Below are 17,960 nucleotides of genomic sequence, written 5' to 3'. Positions count from 1 at the left end.
ACAGAGTGTAGGTAATGCTTATTTCTGTTTTACAGGACGCTGCCAGCCAGTAATTTTGCGTTCTTTGACGCGAGTAATTACTAACTCACCTTCTTCAACATCTTTTGTTAGTGTCGTGCCAGCACCGATGGTTGCGCCATCAGCGATAGTGACAGGCGCCACCAGCTGGCTATCAGAACCAACAAAAACATCATTACCGATGATGGTTTTAAACTTGTTCGCACCATCGTAGTTACAAGTGATAGTACCTGCACCGATGTTAGTACGTTGGCCGATCTCTGCATCACCTAAGTAAGTTAGGTGGTTCGCTTTTGAACCTTCTCCGATGCGCGCATTTTTCACTTCAACGAAGTTACCCACATGGGAATCGTTACGCATTTCAGCACCAGGACGAAGGCGAGTAAATGGACCAACCGTACATTCTTCACCAACCGTTGCACCTTCAATCACACTGTAAGGGCGAACGATGGTGTTGTCGTCGATTTCACAATCTTTCAGTACACAACCCGCACCGATAACCACGTTATCACCCAGTGAAACTTTACCTTCGACGATAACATTCACGTCGATTTCACAGTCCATACCGCACTGTAACTCACCACGCAAATCAAAGCGTGCTGGATCGCGTAGCATGACACCTTGCTCTAGCAGCTTCTGAGCTTGCATTGACTGGAAAGCACGCTCTAGACGAGCAAGCTGTGCGCGGTCATTGACCCCTTCCACCTCAATGGCATTGACTGGGTGTACTGCCTCAACGGCACGACCTTCATCGTGTGCAGCTGCAATAACGTCAGTTAGGTAGTATTCGCCTTGTGCGTTGTTGTTGTTTAAGCCAGACAACCAACGCTTAAGATCCCCACCAGTCGCAACCATCACGCCAGTGTTGATCTCTTTAATTTGTTTTTGTTCTTCTGTTGCATCTTTTTGCTCAACGATCGCCACAACAGGACCATTCTTACGGATAATACGACCGTAGCCTGTCGGGTTATCTAGAATCACTGTTAGTAGTGCAATACCGCCTGTTGGCTGTGCATCTAATAGGTTTTCAATCGTTTCAGCTGAAATCAGTGGAACATCACCGTAAAGCACCAGTACTTTTTCATCGTCTTCAAACTTCGGAGACGCTTGATCAACCGCATGACCTGTCCCTAACTGCTCCGCTTGAAGCACCCAATTTACAGGCTCTTCTGCAAGAGTGGTTTGCATTTGATCACCACCGTGACCAAAGACCAAGTGGATATTTTGTGCACCTAGACCTGTACATGTATCAATCACATGTTTTGCCATTGGCTTGCCTGCCAAAGTGTGTAGCACTTTAGGCATGTTCGAATGCATACGGGTACCTTTACCCGCTGCAAGAATCACAGCACTGAATTTCATTGATAACCTATTGACGTTTTATGTTAATTGGCCGTTATTTTAAACACCTTGGAAGGATTAGTTAATGGTGGGATGTAAATTTCCAACTAAAATTAATCAAAAAGGCGACCAATTGGCCGCCTTTTTTCATGCAACGTTGCTAATTGAGCTTAGCGACGCTTTTTTGTCAGCTCGATAACTCGTAGCTGAGCAATGGCTTTAGCCAGTTCACTGGCCGCTTGTGCGAAGTCCATGTCACCATGCTGATTCTGGATTTGCTCCTCAGCGCGGCGTTTGGCTTCTTCTGCCTTCGCTGCGTCTAGCTCTTCACCACGGATAGCTGTATCAGCTAGTACAGTCGCTGTACCAGGCTGAATCTCTACCATACCACCAGAAACATAAATAATTTCTTCGTGGCCGTGCTGTTTCACAATACGCACCATACCAGGCTTGATAGCGGTCAGCAGCGGTGTGTGACCATGGAAAATACCAAGTTCACCTTCGCTACCGGTCACCTGAAACGTTTCAACACGACCAGAGAAGATTTTCTTCTCAGCGCTTACTACGTCTAGGTGAAAGGTTATTGCTGCCATATCGCCTCCTAGTTAGCCTTATAGCTTCTTCGCATTCTCAATAGCATCGTCGATGCTACCGCAGTACATAAATGCCTGCTCAGGAATGTCGTCGTATTCACCAGCTAGTAGACCTTTAAAGCCACGTAGAGTCTCTTTTAGAGGTACGTAAATACCAGGGTCACCTGTAAATACTTCTGCTACGTGGTAAGGCTGAGTTAGGAAACGCTCAATCTTACGTGCACGAGATACAACTTGCTTATCTTCTTCAGATAGCTCGTCCATACCTAGGATAGCAATGATATCTTTCAGCTCTTTGTAGCGCTGAAGAGTCTGCTGAACACCACGAGCAACTTCGTAGTGATCTTGACCAACGACTAGTGGATCAAGCATACGAGATGTTGAATCTAGCGGGTCGATCGCAGGGTATAGACCCATTGCAGCGATGTTACGGTTAAGTACAACCGTTGCATCCAAGTGCGCGAACGTTGTTGCTGGAGACGGGTCAGTCAAGTCATCCGCTGGTACGTATACCGCCTGTACAGACGTGATAGAACCTGATTTCGTTGACGTGATACGCTCCTGAAGTACACCCATCTCTTCTGCAAGAGTTGGCTGGTAACCTACCGCAGAAGGCATACGACCTAGTAGTGCTGATACCTCTGTACCTGCAAGTGTGTAACGGTAGATGTTATCAATGAACAGTAGTACGTCACGACCTTCGTCACGGAAACGCTCTGCCATTGTTAGACCAGTCAGTGCAACACGTAGACGGTTACCTGGTGGCTCGTTCATCTGACCGTAAACCATCGCTACTTTTGATTCTTCAGGCTTCTCAACGTTTACAACGCCCGCTTCCTGCATCTCGTAGTAGAAATCGTTACCTTCACGAGTACGCTCACCAACACCAGCAAATACTGATAGACCTGAGTGCTGTAGTGCGATGTTGTTGATAAGTTCCATCATGTTAACGGTCTTACCTACACCAGCACCACCGAATAGACCGATTTTACCACCCTTAGCGAATGGACAAATTAGGTCGATTACTTTAACGCCCGTTTCTAGAAGTGCAATTTCGTTTGATTGCTCTTCGTAGCTTGGTGCACTACGGTGGATAGAGTAAACCTCTTCCGCACCCACTTCACCACGCTCGTCAATCGCGTCACCTAGGACGTTCATGATACGACCTAGAGTTTTAGTACCTACTGGTACTGAAATTGGAGCGCCAGTGTTAACCACTTCTACTCCACGACGTAAACCATCAGAGCTACCCATTACGATACAACGAACTACGCCACCGCCTAGCTGTTGTTGAACTTCAAGAACTAGACGCTCTTTTGAGTCCGTTACGTTTAGAGCGTCATATACACTAGGTACATTGCTCTGTGGGAACTCTACGTCGACTACCGCACCGATGATCTGTACGATCTTACCTGTAGCCATCGTTAATCCTCTAAACTATTTCGTTTTACCTAAGCTTAAACCGCAGCTGCACCACCAACGATTTCTGATAGTTCTTGTGTAATCGCAGCCTGACGGGCTTTGTTGTACACAAGTTCCAAATCGTCAATCAAACTGGTTGCGTTATCCGTTGCAGCCTTCATCGCAATCATTCGAGCCGCTTGCTCACAAGCAAGGTTCTCAACCACACCTTGGTATACCTGAGACTCTACGTAACGCACTAATAGCGTATCCAGTAGAGGTTTTGGTTCAGGCTCATAGATGTAGTCCCATGAATGCTCACGCTGCATCTCTTCGCTGTCCGATTTAGGCAAAGGTAGCAATTGATCGATCGTTGGTTGCTGAACCATAGTATTTACAAACTTGTTGAATACTACATATAGACGGTCCAGTTCACCTTCATCGTATTTCTTCAGCATTACGCCAACAGAGCCGATTAGGTCTTGTAGGCTTGGATTATCTCCAAGACCAGAAACCTGTGCCGCAACTTTTGCGCCACCATGTTTAAAGAAAGCTGTTGCTTTTGAGCCAACAACGGCTAGCTCAATCTCAGCACCTTTCTCTCTCCATGCTTGCATGTCTGTAACGGCTTTTTTGAACACGTTAATGTTCAAACCACCACACAGACCACGGTCTGTCGAAACGATGATGTAACCAACACGTTTAGCTTCACGCTCTTCTAGGTACGGATGACGGTACTCTAGGTTTGCGTTAGCCACATGACCGATCACTTTACGCATTGTTTCAGCGTATGGACGAGAAGCTTCCATTGCATCTTGAGAACGACGCATTTTTGAAGCTGCTACCATTTCCATCGCTTTCGTAATTTTCTGAGTGCTTTTAACACTACCGATTTTATTACGTATCTCTTTTGCGCCGGCCATCGTTACTCTCCGTTAGTTGGTGGCAGAAACTGCCACCGACCTAATTACCAAGTTTGGGTTGCTTTGAAGTCGTCAGTCAGTTTCTTCAACTGAGCTTCGATTTCATCGTTGTAAGCGCCAGACTTGTCGATCTCAGCTGCTAGTTCAGCGTATTGACCGCGAGCGTACGATAGTAGAGCCGCCTCGAAATCTAGAACTTTGTTAAGTTCTACATCATCAAGGTAACCGCGCTCTGCCGCGAAGATAGTTAGGGCTTGGTCAAATACAGACATTGGAGCGTACTGCTTCTGCTTCATTAGTTCTGTAACTTTTTGACCATGGTCTAGCTGTTTCTTCGTTGCGTCATCAAGGTCAGAAGAGAACTGAGCAAATGCCGCTAGTTCACGGTATGCAGCTAGTGCTGTACGGATACCACCTGATAGTTTCTTGATGATTTTCGTCTGAGCTGAACCACCTACACGAGATACTGAGATACCAGGGTCAACAGCAGGACGAACACCAGCGTTGAATAGCTCAGTTTGTAGGAAGATCTGACCATCGGTAATCGAGATTACGTTAGTCGGTACGAATGCTGAAACGTCACCTGCTTGAGTTTCGATGATAGGAAGAGCAGTCAAAGAACCAGTCTTACCTTTCACTTCACCGTTAGTGAAACGCTCTACGTACTCTTCGTTTACACGAGCTGCACGCTCTAGTAGACGCGAGTGTAAGTAGAATACGTCACCTGGGAATGCCTCACGGCCTGGTGGACGTTTAAGTAGTAGAGAGATCTGACGGTAAGCTACCGCTTGCTTAGATAGATCATCGTAAACAATCAGTGCGTCTTCACCGCGATCGCGGAAGTATTCACCCATCGCACAACCTGCGTAAGGCGCTAGGTATTGAAGCGCTGCAGATTCAGAAGCTGATGCAACTACAACGATAGTATTTTGTAGTGCGCCGTGCTCTTCTAGTTTGCGAACAACGTTAGCGATAGTCGATGCTTTCTGACCGATTGCTACGTAGATAGAGAAAATACCAGAGTCTTTCTGGTTGATGATCGCGTCGATCGCCAGTGCTGTTTTACCAATCTGACGGTCACCGATGATAAGCTCACGCTGACCACGACCGATTGGGATCATTGAGTCAACTGACTTATAACCAGTTTGCACAGGTTGGTCTACCGATTTACGGTCGATTACACCTGGTGCGATCACTTCTACAGGCGAAGTCATTTTCGCTTCGATTGGACCTTTACCATCGATAGGCTCACCCAGCGTATTTACTACGCGGCCTAGTAGTTCTGGACCAACTGGCACTTCAAGAATGCGGCCAGTACCTGTAACTTTCATGCCTTCCTTAAGGTCAGCATATGGGCCCATTACAACCGCACCAACCGAGTCACGCTCAAGGTTAAGTGCCAGTGCATAACGGCCACCCGGTAATTCAATCATTTCACCTTGCATCACGTCCGCTAGGCCGTGGATGCGGATGATACCATCGCTTACCGATACGATAGTACCCTCGTTGCGAGCTTCACTAACAACTTCGAAAGATTCGATACGTTGTTTGATCAGATCGCTAATTTCCGTGGAATTAAGTTGCATGCTCCAATCCCCATTAAGACTGCAATGCATCGCTCAGGCGGTTCAAACGACCACGCGCTGAGTCATCGATGACTAGGTCTCCGGCTCGAATAATAACCCCACCAAGTAGGGTCTCATCTACACTGCAATTCAGCTTCACTTTGCGTTCAAGACGCTTTTCAAGTTTGCTGCCAATGTTTGCAAGTTGTTCATCAGAAAGCTCTGTTGCTGAAATTACTTCAACATCAATTTCTTTCTCATGTTCTTTTTTCAGAGTAAAAAACTCCGTGCAAACATCAGGAAGGGCCGCTAAACGACCATTCTCAGCCATTACCTTCAAAAGGTTTTGACCGTGCGCATCAACTTGTTCGCCGCAAACTGCAACAAAAATTTCTGCCATTTTGTCAGCAGAAACCGAACCCGTTAGTAGTTCGTTCATTTGTTCGTTTTTGGCCACTTCAGCAGCAAAAGATAACATTTGGCCCCATTGGTCCAACTGGTCTTTCTCTAAAGCAAAGTCGAAGGCTGCTTTAGCATAGGGGCGTGCGATAGTAGTCAAATCAGACATATGCGCCCCCAGACTTAAAGTTTTGCAGTAATGTTGTCGAGAATATCTTTTTGCGCATCTTTATCGATAGAACGCTCAAGGATTTTCTCAGCACCAGCTACAGCCAGAGTAGCAACTTGTTTGCGCAGCTCATCGCGTGCACGATTGCGTTCAGCTTCAAGTTCTGCTTCTGCTTGCGCTAGGATTTTCTGGCGTTCTGCCTGAGCTTCCTCGCGAGCTTCATCAAGAATTTGAGACTTACGTTTGTTCGCTTGTTCGATGATCTCAGTTGCTGTGCGCTTCGCTTCTTTCAATTGATCAGAAGCGTTGGCTTGTGCTAGATCCAAGTCTTTCGCAGCACGTTCTGCTGCTTGAAGACCATCAGCAATTTTCTTCTGACGCTCTTCGATCGCTTGCATCAATGGTGGCCATACATACTTCATGCAGAACCACACAAATAGTGCGAACGAGATTGCTTGACCTAGCAGAGTTGCGTTTATGTTCACAACAGCTACCCCTCTATTTGGACTTAGTGTTAATCAGTGACAAGCGATAATCGCCCGTCCCGAGTTAAAGGTGATTAACCTAGTTGACCAACGAATGGGTTTGCGAAAGTGAATAGTAGCGCGATTACGATACCGATCATTGGAACCGCATCAAGTAGACCCGCGATGATGAACATCTTAACTTGTAGCATAGGAGCCATTTCTGGTTGACGTGCAGCACCTTCTAGGAATTTACCACCTAGCAGTGCGAAACCAATCGCTGTACCAAGAGAAGCAAGACCGACGATAATACCTACGGCGATTGCAGAAAAGCTCAGTAAAGTTTCCATTACTATCTCCAATTTATAGTTGTTGGCTTAGTGCCCAAATAAAAAGCTTTAAAAAAATTAATGATCAGGATCTTCGTGTGCCATTGACAGGTAAACAATTGTCAACATCATGAATACGAAGGCTTGAATCGTAATAACCAAGATATGGAAGATTGCCCACGGTAGTGAACCCATCCATTGTAAGTACCATGGTAGCATTGCCGCACAAAGAATGAATACAACCTCACCCGCGAACATGTTACCGAATAGACGCATACCAAGTGATAGAGGTTTCGCTAATAGCGATACCACTTCAATTAGTAGGTTAAACGGAATCATCAGTGGGTGATTGAATGGATGTAGTGCAAGTTCTTTTGCGAATCCACCTAGACCTTTTACTTTGATGCTGTAGTAAATCATCAATGCAAAAACGCCTAGAGCCATAGCCATGGTGATATTCACATCAGCAGACGGTACAACCTTAAGGTAAGGAATACCTAGCCAATGCTCTGCTGGGTATGGTAAGAAGTCGATAGGAACTAAGTCCATCACGTTCATCAAAAATACCCAACAAAAGATAGTCAGTGCTAAAGGCGCGATCAGTGGGTTGCGTCCATGGAACGTGTCTTTGACGTTATCGGCGACAAATTCAACGATCATTTCTACAGCACACTGAAGCTTACCCGGTACACCCGCTGTTGTTCTCTTTGCTACTTTGTAAAAAATTCCGAGGAAAATTAAACCAGTAAACCAAGAAAAAAACAGGCTATCGATATGTACGTTCCAGAAACTTGTCTCCGACCCTACTAAACCCAACTTGTATAGCGATAGGTTAGAAAGGTGGTGGGCAATGTAACCGGACGATGTTAGCGCTTCACCTGGCGCAGCCATAACTCATCCTATTTTTTGTTGTTAATGAATAGCACTGGTGCACAGATATTAATACCTAGTACCAGCAAATAGGTTAGTTTGAGGGGAACAAGTTCCACCTGCATATACATGTAGGCAACATAGAACAGTGCAACCGTGATGAGAATTTTCAGTACTTCACCCGTATAGAAGGAAGCAGCGATGCGCTTGGCAGCGCGAGCTCCACTAAACATGAAAGCACACAGCGCGAATACTGCATTGGCAACAACAAAAATGCCTCCGCCAATCAGCGCTGAAAATCCCCAGTCAGGATTTATGGCTACCGCCATTCCTGCTGCCACAAAAATAACCGCGCCAGACTGGATCATTAACAATTGCCTTGCGAGCTCTCGTCCTGGTCTAGCTAACGCAGCTACCATGTATTCGTACCTCTAGTAATATCCACTTCGCACTTAACTCTCTGTGCTGGGAAATTGGCGAAAATTATACGTTCAGTTCAACGTAAAGCAATTCGATTGCATCAAAAACTTACAGTTTTGTTTACAAAACGACAACTTTCGCACAAAATTCGATTAATTAGATTAATTGACCTAAATCAATTATCTCATCTAGGCCTCAAGCTTGGCAATTAGTTGGTCCAATTTGTGAGGCTCATCAAGACTTATCGTCAATTTCGCTTTTCCGTTTGCAGAACGGGTAAGAGAAACTTTTGCATCAAGCAGCTGACTCAATTTATGCGACATTTGCTCGGCTTCGGTATCCTCTTGTTGCCCTTTTTGCTCATTTTGTGGGGCTAAGCACTTTTTTACTAACTGTTCGGTTTGGCGAACAGTCATTTGCTTCTTAGCCACTTGTTGAGCTACTTCGACTTGCTGTTCGCCTTCTAACGCTAACAGAGCTCGAGCATGACCCATTTCCAATTTTTTATCTGCAACCAGACCTTTTACATCAACTTCCAACTGATTCAGACGTAATAGGTTACTGACCGTCGTTCTTGATTTACCAATCACATCGGCCACTTGCTGATGTGTCAGCGTGAATTCATCTTGTAGACGTTCAAGCGCTTGGGCTTCCTCAATCACATTCAAGTCTTCACGTTGAATGTTTTCAATCAACGCCATGGCGATGGCGGCACGATCTTCAACTTTTTTCACCAAACACGGCACGCGTTTTAAACCCGCCTGCCTTGCAGCACGCCAGCGGCGCTCACCTGCGATGATCTCAAACTGACCATTTTCGACCTGGCGAACCACGATTGGTTGAATAATGCCTTGTGATTGAATCGAAGCCGCTAGTTCTTCTAGCGCTTCAGGCGCCATATCTTTACGCGGTTGGTATACGCCCGGCTGCAATTGACCAATCGCTAAATCGGTTAACTCACCGTCTGCCGATAATTCTTGGCTATGCGATGCAATATGCTGTTTTTCACGAGCAAACGAACTGGTCGACAATAACGCATCCAGTCCTTTTCCGAGACCACGCTTAGACATGGGATTGAATTCCTTAGGTTAGAGTTAAACTGGGATTTCTTCGCGGCGGAGCATTTCGCCCGCTAGAGCAAGATACGCTTTGGCACCTGCGGAGTACTTATCGTAGTACATTGCTGGCTTACCGTGACTTGGCGCTTCAGCCAAACGAACATTACGCGGAATGACAGTACGGTAAACTTTATTCCCAAAGTGTTTTTTAAGTTGATCGGATACTTCATTCGATAAGCGGTTGCGTGGGTCGTACATGGTACGCAATAAACCTTCGATTTTTAGGTTTTCATTCACAACAGCCGCTAACTTGCTGATTGTATCCATAAGAGCAGTTAAACCTTCTAACGCAAAGTATTCACATTGCATCGGCACCAGCACAGAGTCAGCTGCCGCCATCGCATTGATTGTAAGAAGGTTTAGAGAAGGAGGACAATCAATAAAGATGAAATCATAGTTATCGCGAACTGACGACAATGCATTTTTTAGACGCACTTCACGAGCGAAAACTTCCATCAATTTGATTTCTGCCGCGGTTACGTCTCCGTTCGCCGCGATCAAATCATACTTCCCTGTTGTTTGGGTACAAACGACTTGATCGAACGGTGTATCTTCGACCAAAAGATCGTATGCGGTGGCATCGACCATATACTTATCCACGCCACTGGCCATCGTAGCATTGCCTTGCGGGTCGAGATCGATCACCAAAACCTTGCGCTTTGTTGCCGCCATCGAAGCCGCTAAGTTAATGCACGTTGTTGTTTTGCCGACCCCACCTTTCTGGTTGGCGATTGCTACAATTTTACCCACGATTACCTCGCTAATTTTCCTTGCGCGATAAGATTACTAGATGACGATCACCTTCCAACTCAGGAACAGCCAAAGATATGATCTCTGTCACACTGCACCATTCAGGAAGCTGATCCATTTCATCTTTAGGGTGCTGTCCTTTCAGCGCTAGAAACACCCCGTGCTCTTGTTTCGGCAAATGGTGGCACCATTCCACCATGTCTGTCATTGAAGCAAAAGCTCGACTCAAAACGCCATCAAATTTTTCTTCAGGTTGGAATTCTTCGACGCGACTTTGAATTGGTGTCACGTTTTTCAGCCCTAATGTGTGCACGACTTGCTTGATAAAACGAATGCGTTTGCCAAGACTGTCGAGCAAAAAGAAGGTTTTCTCAGGGTTCATTATTGCCAAAGGGATGCCCGGTAACCCCGGACCAGTACCAACATCAATGAAGCGCTCACCGGGCAGGTGTGCGCTTACAACGATACTATCAAGAATATGTTTCACTAACATATCAAGCGGATCACGTACCGATGTTAAATTGTACGCTTTGTTCCATTTGTCGAGCAGTTCGACATAACCAACTAACTGCTCTCGTTGCTGTTCTGACACTTCCAAATCGGTTTTCGCGATCAGTGAATCCAGCTTTGTTCGCAATGCGCTCATTATTCTTCCTCACCTTTCTTCAGCAAACCATGCTTTTTCAAGTGAACAAGTAGAATAGAAATTGCAGCAGGCGTAATACCAGAAATGCGTGATGCAATACCGATGCTCTCTGGTTTGGCCTCGCTCAGTTTAGCAACGACTTCGTTTGATAAACCTTTTACATCGCGGTAATCCAAATCAGCAGGTAACTTGGTATTTTCGTGACGCAGTGATTTTTCGATCTCTTCCTGCTGACGCTTGATGTAACCATCGTATTTCACTTGAATTTCAACTTGCTCAGCCGCTTGCTGATCTTCAAGTGCAGGAGCAAACGCTTCAAGTTGCGTCAGTTGCGAATAAGTGATCTCTGGACGACGCAGAAGATCCTCACCACTCGCTTCACGGGCCATTGGGGTTTTCAGCAGCTTGTTCAGCTCATCAACACCCTCTGACTTCGGATTCATCCACGTTGCTTTCAAACGCTGACGCTCCGTTTCCATATTGTTGATTTTCTCGTTAAAGCGAGCCCAACGAACATCATCAATCAAGCCTAGCTCGCGCGCTTTTTCCGTTAAACGTAAATCGGCGTTATCTTCACGAAGTAGCAGGCGGTATTCCGCACGAGAAGTGAACATGCGGTACGGCTCTTTGGTACCCATGGTCGATAAGTCGTCAATCAACACGCCCATGTAAGCTTGGTCACGACGTGGGCTCCAGCCTTCTTTGTCTTGGCTAAACAAGCTTGCATTTAGACCGGCCATCAAGCCTTGCGCTGCGGCTTCTTCGTAGCCAGTCGTGCCATTAATCTGGCCAGCAAAGAACAAACCATGGATGAACTTCGTCTCGTACGTTTGCTTCAAATCACGTGGATCGAAGAAATCATATTCAATCGCATAACCTGGGCGAACGATGTGTGCATTTTCAAACCCTTTCATTGAGCGCACGATTTGTACTTGCACATCAAATGGCAAGCTGGTCGAGATACCATTAGGGTATAACTCGTGCGTGGTTAGGCCTTCTGGCTCAATGAAGATTTGGTGGCTGTTTTTGTCAGCGAAACGCATCACTTTGTCTTCAATAGACGGACAGTAACGCGGACCAATACCTTCAATCACACCTGCGTACATTGGACTGCGATCCAAGTTACTACGGATCACATCGTGAGTTTGTTCATTGGTGTGGGTGATGAAACATGGAATCTGACGCGGATGCTGTTCACGTTTGCCCATGAACGAGAATACAGGCGTTGGGTTATCACCGTGCTGAGCTTCTAGCACTGAAAAATCAACAGTACGAGCATCAATGCGCGGTGGAGTACCTGTTTTTAAACGATCCACACGGAACGGCAGTTCACGCAGTCGATCCGCTAATGCGATCGATGGTGGATCCCCGGCACGACCACCAGACGAGCTTTCCATACCTATGTGGATCTTACCACCAAGGAAGGTACCCACGGTTAGCACAACGGCTTTCGCATGGAAGCGAAGTCCCATTTGAGTTACCACACCAACTGCGCGATCTTGTTCAACAATCAGATCATCAACTGATTGCTGGAACAACGTTAAGTTAGGCGCATTTTCTAATGCATTACGAACGTACGCTTTGTACAGAGCGCGATCGGCTTGAGCTCGAGTTGCTCGTACTGCAGGACCTTTGGAGGCATTTAGTGTACGAAACTGAATACCTGCATGGTCGATGGCTTCAGCCATCAAACCGCCCATAGCATCTACTTCTTTTACTAAGTGACCTTTACCAATACCACCGATCGCCGGATTACAAGACATCTGGCCTAATGTATCGATGTTATGGGTAAGGAGAAGCGTTTTTTGTCCTGTGCGTGCAGATGCGAGCGCGGCTTCCGTTCCTGCGTGTCCGCCACCGACAACAATGACGTCAAAGTTTTCGTGATAAAGCATGAACTGACCTCAGGTATTCAAAGGGATTTAATGGACAGATAAAGGAGCCGTATTTTACCTGCTTTATGCCAGAGAGAAAAACGTTTTCTCGTTTTATCCGTTTTAAGCTTCAAGATAAATATATATAAGATCTATATATATGATCTTTTATTAGATCTACTATTAGGATCGACCGTTTCTGTGGATAACCTAAAAATGATCAACAAGATCATGGATCTTCTTTGGATCATATCTTGTGATCATGATTGGATCAGATCGAGGATTACCTGGGATCAAAAGTGGTGGTTATACACAGGGGGTAAAATTGATCAAAGTTGTTATTGGGATAACTAAAGGAAAATCACTGGATCTTATTGTAGTTATCCACAGTCTGTTTGGTTGGTTTTTGAGCGGTTAAACAAAATAATTTGGTGGGAGTTATTCAAATGGGAGAAAACAGAGCCGAATTTCGACTCTGTTGAAGGGAAAGTCGTGAGTTTAAAAACGTTCGATATTCTCTTTTAACCACATCTCTGCGGCGTCTTCTGGTACATCATGGCTCAGTACATCGATTTTAAAGCAATCTGCGAGAGGGGTTGCACCAATATCCTCTAATAAATCATAAGCGTGTTGACCAGCGGCACAGAACGTATCGTAGCTAGAGTCACCAATCGCAATCACCGCAAATTTTACATCAGTCATTTTTGGCGGTGTATTTTGTAATGCTGCGATAAAAGGTTGGATATTATCAGGATACTCACCAGCTCCATGTGTAGAGGTGATCACCAACCACGTACCTTGATTTTCGATATCACTGAGGGAAGGCTGGTTGTGGATCGTTGTTTCAAATCCATTCTCGTTGAGTAGATCACTCAGGTGATCCCCTACGTATTCTGCGCCACCTAACGTGCTGCCTGTAATAATGTGGATCATACTTCTTCCTTATTGAATGCGACGGCTAAAGCTCATGGATGGCTTGCCGTACAAAAAGAAACGCGGTGTGAGTTAAGCTCAGCACCGCGCGTTCGATTATTTACTTCCCGATACAGAAAGTGAAGTTTCCCATAATAGCTGGCCTCGCGCGACGTCTTGGGGACCGATTGGGGACCGATTGGGGACCAAATTGCAATTTATGGTCAAATACTTACTTCCCAAGATGACTTCCATCATAGATCAGGATGGGAAAAGTGGGAATGGTGGGAAACGTGTTTCCACCTTGCTTTCACTTAGTTGATTATTAGCTTTTTTCTGGATGGATAAACAGATGTGCTTTACCGCGTTCCAGTAAATATGGTGCTTTCACAGTAGTGTCTTCGATCTGAATATGTCCAGATGAAATGTATAGGTACACCCATTGAGGTAACTGACTGCTGATAGAAGCATACATCTGGTCCGTCGGAACATTGCTATCACGCCCAGGGGTTATTCGGAAACGATGGTAATACACTTTATGATTAGATTCGAAAGCATAAGTTTTTTGTGCTGAGCTAGTGAATGAAGGTGCTATTGTTTCGCGAGGCTCAAAAATTTCAGTGGCGATATAACAGAGATCTTGGTTGGTCATGCCTTGTTGATACTCTGGGCAGCCGAAATCGGTGCTGTGAAAGTAAAATTCAACTTTTCTATCCGAGTTGCCGTTAGTGGCCTCATAAGCTAATCCCATTTCTTTCAAGGTGCTTTCCATGGCATCTTTCATCTTCTTGACTAGCTTAGCTTGTGCTTCTTTAGCTGAATTGGCTTCATTTTGTGGCATCCAGGCAATGATGCTATTACGTGAAGCGGTTCCAGGTTGCTCTAATACTGAAGTTAATAAACCCAATCCCAGTCCGGAACTTAAATCCATATTGGCTCCGAGCGACGAGGTGAAGAGCTGGGTGTTGATGGCAGTGCTAGTAGTTAACTTCAGAGATTCATATTCCTCTCGTGGAATAATGTGATCTTTTACCCCGTACAAGCCGCCAGCTTGAGCGATATTGAAAGCTTTACTGTGCCCTTCATCATAAACGCTTGGGTTTGATGTTGTTGCACAGCCAACAAGTACTATGCACGCTGACATTAATGTTGTTGATAGCAGATTTTCGTTCATTTAGTCATCATCCTTTAGTATTTGATATCTTAATCCTGCAAATGGCCTTGATAGGCTAGGTTCTTTCTTTTTGTTGGGTCTATTTTTTACAGGCCTAATCATTGGCATATCAGTTTCCATACAAGTACTTATCACTATGGATGCGATATAAGAAATCCAGCTAATCGAGGCAAGCTTCCAGTCAACATAAACAAATCCGAACCAAACTATCAGTGAGAGAGGACGAAAGCTGTGAATAAGTAGAAGATAACGTTTGAGCCAATAAACAATGGGAAAGGTGATCACAACTTGTTGCCAAAATGGATCGACGATCATTAACCCAACAAGGATCATCAGCATACCCGGTAGACATTTTAAGAAGTGAAGGATCTTTCTCATCTTAATCGTCACTCCAACCATAAGCATTACCTGCGATATCAAAGTGCCTGTTCTTCATCAACAAACCAGTGCTTGGGTTGATGTGTCGAGGCGCTCGCTTGGTACAAGACGAGTTATTGAGCGAAATGTTCTGTTGGTGCAAATGCCAGACATGAATGAAGAAATAGGTGAGGGCGGCGGCACTAGCTAATAGCCAGTTTATATAAAAGAGTACAAACCAAAATAACAACGCGATGTACTTATTTTTGTGGATAACATCCAGAGACTTATGTAGCCAAATAACGCTTGGGAAGACCATCAACATCACACCCCAGCTTTGATATACAGTCACTAACGCACCAAGACAAAAAACGCAAAATAGTGCGAACTTTTTTAGTGTTTTCATCTTAGTCTCCATCTTGTGCTTAGTTTTCCTAAGTATACAGGTATAATTAAAACTTAGAAAATCTAAGCATCGTAGGTTGATGATGATTCTCACTTGTCTAAAACAAATCCATTTCCACAGCGCCTTAAACAGGCAAGAAATCGCGTTGGTATCAGCCAGAGGGAGCTTGGTATCCGTTTGGGCATGGACCCAAGTTCAGCGAGTGGCCGTATGAATCATTATGAAAAAGGGCGTCATATGCCCGATATCGGTACGCTACAAAAGCTTGCTCAGGAGCTTGGTGTACCTGTTGCATTTTTCTTCTCTGACTCTGATAGTTCAGCTGAGCTGGCTTGCCTAATAGAACAGCTTAATGAAAAGGAAAAACAAGCTCTCATCACTCAGCTCAAGCAAGAGTTGGATAAGTCAGATAACGCTTAGTTCTACTTCTCCCGCCCTGCGTACCAGAAGACGCCACCTACAGCCGCTACCGTCAATAGTAAGCCGCACAACCATATCCAAAGTTCCATAACATCTCCTCGATAATTTTTTAATGTTTAGCTTAGCCTTCCTAAGCTCTTAAATCCGTAAATGAGTGGATGAGTTTTGAAAAAACGGTCACCAGTAGCAAGTGCTTTTTCAGATTTAATTAACTGAAAATAAAGGTTTCCTTTATGATTGCTCCATACTTGCGAGTCGTCTTCCCCATAATGGATCAGCTTCTGAAAGCCCGCTTTGGGAGCAATCGGGATTTACTTTAAATTGTTCTTTCGTGACAGATTAAAAACATTTGAAAAAGCCACTTTCTTAGACTTGCGTTTATGGTTTTCCATGAGATGTTATCCAAAGCCCCGTGGCTATCACTGGTCAAACGCATCCAGAACCCAGAGCTTCGCATTTACCCTCTTGCGGAACGAGAGCGTCGTCGCAAAGCCCAAAAGTACGGCACCGCTGACAATATAGAGGAATGGGGCCATCCGATCAGTGAGCTCTACTTCCTAGTACTAAATGATCAGGGCATTAGAACACTTGTCACCACCTACGAACGCTAGATCAGAAACGGAAAAAGCCGGGAAACCCGGCTTTTTTCACGATCAACGAACAGCTTCATCGACACTTAAAACTTTCTCCCAAGATTCACCGCTTTCATCAGCATCCAAGGCGATAACAAATTCCAGCTCGATTCGATCCAGTTCTAGCGATCGCATTTCACATTGTTCAGCAGTCAAACTGAAGTAGTGATTACAACAAACGCTGTATAGCGTCCTCTAGCACCCGTTTAGCTTCTTGGATATTACCTACCACTAAGCTTGGTACATTCTCCAAATCAACACTGGTAAAATTGTTAACAAGGGCGAGGATTATGTCTTGTTGAACCTGGTAATCAGAACGATGTTCCAACTGGGTTGGGTTATCTATAAGCGACAGCAGGAAAGCATCTGCTTCATTTAGCGCAGCAGCGACCAAAGTAGCGTCATCCTTAGAGGTGTAGACATCAAACGGCAAGCCATTACCAATGCCTAGATTTCCGTTTTTATCAACAATGACACCAATATCAATAACATTTTCTGATTCAAGTGCTTGAACAACCTGTTCATCAATATCAGCATCAATTGCGCGTTCCAATGCTTGAACAGCTTTCTGCATGTTTTCAATATTAACATGATCATATTTAGTCATTTTCATTCTCCTTTCATGGGGGGATTAAATTAGATAAATAATATCAATCCAATTTGCTCTGCAAAGACTCTGGATCTGCCCATTTTGGACAATCCAAGCGTTCTGGTAGAGTTTTTACCGAGCCGCGTATCCACCGCATTGATCCGAACCTCGTTCCAGCCGATACGTTCTAGAGGCTGTTACCTCATGCCTTTGATGAACATGTGAAAGTGAGCAATAAAATATATATGTACAATTGCATTGTCTGATTCTGCGATACACTAGATATATGAAACTCATTGAGTTCGTAAGTATGAAGCATGTGGCTAATGTTTTCGGTTTATTTCTTTTGTTGCTGGGATTCGCTATGGCTACCGATACGGCTTGGGGCTGGGCTGCGATAGCTTATATGAATTGGCAAATTGCAGTGATTTCAATATCGGCATATTTATTATTCTCTATTGTGAAGGCTGTTATTGTTCATCAACGATCACCAATTAGTAAGCGCTATCCTACTAAAAAGAAAAGTAGGACATTAGGTCTAAGTTTAGACATAAAAGAAGATCTATATCGCATTGGCGATTAGCAAATAA

General features: G+C 44.9%; 21 protein-coding genes. 3 read left to right on the top strand and 18 right to left on the bottom strand.

Features of this window, described 5'->3' with window-relative positions:
• Positions 1 to 18: 18 nt before the first annotated feature.
• From glmU to R7D93_RS21025, 17 genes are all read right to left on the bottom strand, one after another.
• The gene (gene glmU / locus R7D93_RS21105; RefSeq protein WP_047102566.1) at positions 19 to 1,380 is read right to left on the bottom strand and encodes a bifunctional UDP-N-acetylglucosamine diphosphorylase/glucosamine-1-phosphate N-acetyltransferase GlmU; all 1,362 of its coding nucleotides are present in this window, start codon (positions 1,378 to 1,380) and stop codon (positions 19 to 21) included.
• 149 nt (positions 1,381 to 1,529) lie between these two features.
• Positions 1,530 to 1,952 (bottom strand): F0F1 ATP synthase subunit epsilon, encoded by a 423-nt coding sequence (locus R7D93_RS21100; protein ID WP_005378937.1) that lies wholly within the window; start codon positions 1,950 to 1,952, stop codon positions 1,530 to 1,532.
• 18 nt (positions 1,953 to 1,970) lie between these two features.
• Positions 1,971 to 3,374, bottom strand: a complete 1,404-nt coding sequence (atpD, locus tag R7D93_RS21095) for a F0F1 ATP synthase subunit beta (RefSeq protein WP_005383849.1) — start codon at positions 3,372 to 3,374, stop codon at positions 1,971 to 1,973.
• Between the two features lie 35 nt (positions 3,375 to 3,409).
• Positions 3,410 to 4,276, bottom strand: coding sequence for a F0F1 ATP synthase subunit gamma (gene atpG / locus R7D93_RS21090; protein WP_005378932.1), 867 nt, complete (start codon positions 4,274 to 4,276; stop codon positions 3,410 to 3,412).
• Between the two features lie 44 nt (positions 4,277 to 4,320).
• Positions 4,321 to 5,862, bottom strand: a complete 1,542-nt coding sequence (gene atpA / locus R7D93_RS21085; protein ID WP_005378931.1) for a F0F1 ATP synthase subunit alpha — start codon at positions 5,860 to 5,862, stop codon at positions 4,321 to 4,323.
• Positions 5,863 to 5,875: 13 nt separating this feature from the next.
• On the bottom strand, positions 5,876 to 6,409 hold the full coding sequence (atpH, locus tag R7D93_RS21080) for a F0F1 ATP synthase subunit delta (protein ID WP_017635596.1): 534 nt from the start codon (positions 6,407 to 6,409) through the stop codon (positions 5,876 to 5,878).
• A gap of 14 nt (positions 6,410 to 6,423) precedes the next feature.
• The gene (gene atpF, locus R7D93_RS21075; RefSeq protein WP_005378929.1) at positions 6,424 to 6,894 is read right to left on the bottom strand and encodes a F0F1 ATP synthase subunit B; all 471 of its coding nucleotides are present in this window, start codon (positions 6,892 to 6,894) and stop codon (positions 6,424 to 6,426) included.
• Between the two features lie 74 nt (positions 6,895 to 6,968).
• Positions 6,969 to 7,223, bottom strand: a complete 255-nt coding sequence (atpE, locus tag R7D93_RS21070) for a F0F1 ATP synthase subunit C (protein ID WP_002540812.1) — start codon at positions 7,221 to 7,223, stop codon at positions 6,969 to 6,971.
• A 57-nt stretch (positions 7,224 to 7,280) separates the two neighbouring features.
• Complete coding sequence (atpB, locus tag R7D93_RS21065) at positions 7,281 to 8,093, bottom strand: F0F1 ATP synthase subunit A (RefSeq protein ID WP_005378922.1); 813 nt, start codon at positions 8,091 to 8,093, stop codon at positions 7,281 to 7,283.
• A gap of 8 nt (positions 8,094 to 8,101) precedes the next feature.
• Positions 8,102 to 8,491, bottom strand: a complete 390-nt coding sequence (locus R7D93_RS21060) for a F0F1 ATP synthase subunit I (protein WP_005378921.1) — start codon at positions 8,489 to 8,491, stop codon at positions 8,102 to 8,104.
• Positions 8,492 to 8,680: 189 nt separating this feature from the next.
• Positions 8,681 to 9,562, bottom strand: coding sequence for a ParB/RepB/Spo0J family partition protein (locus R7D93_RS21055; protein ID WP_005383840.1), 882 nt, complete (start codon positions 9,560 to 9,562; stop codon positions 8,681 to 8,683).
• 24 nt (positions 9,563 to 9,586) lie between these two features.
• Positions 9,587 to 10,360 (bottom strand): ParA family protein, encoded by a 774-nt coding sequence (locus R7D93_RS21050; protein ID WP_005383838.1) that lies wholly within the window; start codon positions 10,358 to 10,360, stop codon positions 9,587 to 9,589.
• Between the two features lie 10 nt (positions 10,361 to 10,370).
• Positions 10,371 to 11,006 carry a 16S rRNA (guanine(527)-N(7))-methyltransferase RsmG gene (gene rsmG, locus R7D93_RS21045; protein ID WP_005378902.1) on the bottom strand — a complete coding sequence of 212 codons (636 nt, stop codon included), beginning with the start codon at positions 11,004 to 11,006 and terminating at the stop codon, positions 10,371 to 10,373.
• Complete coding sequence (gene mnmG, locus R7D93_RS21040) at positions 11,006 to 12,901, bottom strand: tRNA uridine-5-carboxymethylaminomethyl(34) synthesis enzyme MnmG (RefSeq protein WP_005378901.1); 1,896 nt, start codon at positions 12,899 to 12,901, stop codon at positions 11,006 to 11,008. Before mnmG ends, rsmG begins: the two co-directional genes overlap by 1 nt.
• 477 nt (positions 12,902 to 13,378) lie before the next feature.
• The gene (gene mioC, locus R7D93_RS21035; protein ID WP_005378900.1) at positions 13,379 to 13,813 is read right to left on the bottom strand and encodes an FMN-binding protein MioC; all 435 of its coding nucleotides are present in this window, start codon (positions 13,811 to 13,813) and stop codon (positions 13,379 to 13,381) included.
• Between the two features lie 304 nt (positions 13,814 to 14,117).
• Positions 14,118 to 14,966, bottom strand: coding sequence for a hypothetical protein (locus tag R7D93_RS21030; RefSeq protein ID WP_203346786.1), 849 nt, complete (start codon positions 14,964 to 14,966; stop codon positions 14,118 to 14,120).
• A gap of 379 nt (positions 14,967 to 15,345) precedes the next feature.
• Entirely contained in the window at positions 15,346 to 15,729 is a 384-nt protein-coding gene (locus R7D93_RS21025; RefSeq protein WP_203346787.1) for a hypothetical protein, read from the bottom strand.
• Between the two features lie 93 nt (positions 15,730 to 15,822).
• Here R7D93_RS21025 and R7D93_RS21020 point away from each other — a divergent pair, with 93 nt between their 5' ends.
• The gene (locus R7D93_RS21020) at positions 15,823 to 16,149 is read left to right on the top strand and encodes a helix-turn-helix domain-containing protein (RefSeq protein ID WP_000047752.1); all 327 of its coding nucleotides are present in this window, start codon (positions 15,823 to 15,825) and stop codon (positions 16,147 to 16,149) included.
• 395 nt (positions 16,150 to 16,544) lie between these two features.
• Complete coding sequence (locus R7D93_RS21015; protein WP_225497081.1) at positions 16,545 to 16,760, top strand: hypothetical protein; 216 nt, start codon at positions 16,545 to 16,547, stop codon at positions 16,758 to 16,760.
• A 190-nt stretch (positions 16,761 to 16,950) separates the two neighbouring features.
• On the opposite strand, the gene R7D93_RS21010 is transcribed toward R7D93_RS21015, so the two are convergent.
• Entirely contained in the window at positions 16,951 to 17,388 is a 438-nt protein-coding gene (locus R7D93_RS21010; RefSeq protein WP_203346788.1) for a hypothetical protein, read from the bottom strand.
• Between the two features lie 346 nt (positions 17,389 to 17,734).
• On the opposite strand from R7D93_RS21010, the gene R7D93_RS21005 reads away from it, so the two are divergent.
• Positions 17,735 to 17,953, top strand: a complete 219-nt coding sequence (locus R7D93_RS21005) for a hypothetical protein (RefSeq protein WP_203346789.1) — start codon at positions 17,735 to 17,737, stop codon at positions 17,951 to 17,953.
• Positions 17,954 to 17,960: the final 7 nt, after the last annotated feature.

Source organism: Vibrio sp. YT-15, from assembly GCF_033337445.1.
Lineage (GTDB): Bacteria > Pseudomonadota > Gammaproteobacteria > Enterobacterales > Vibrionaceae > Vibrio > Vibrio alginolyticus.
This window is presented reverse-complemented; position numbering and strand designations above follow the sequence as displayed.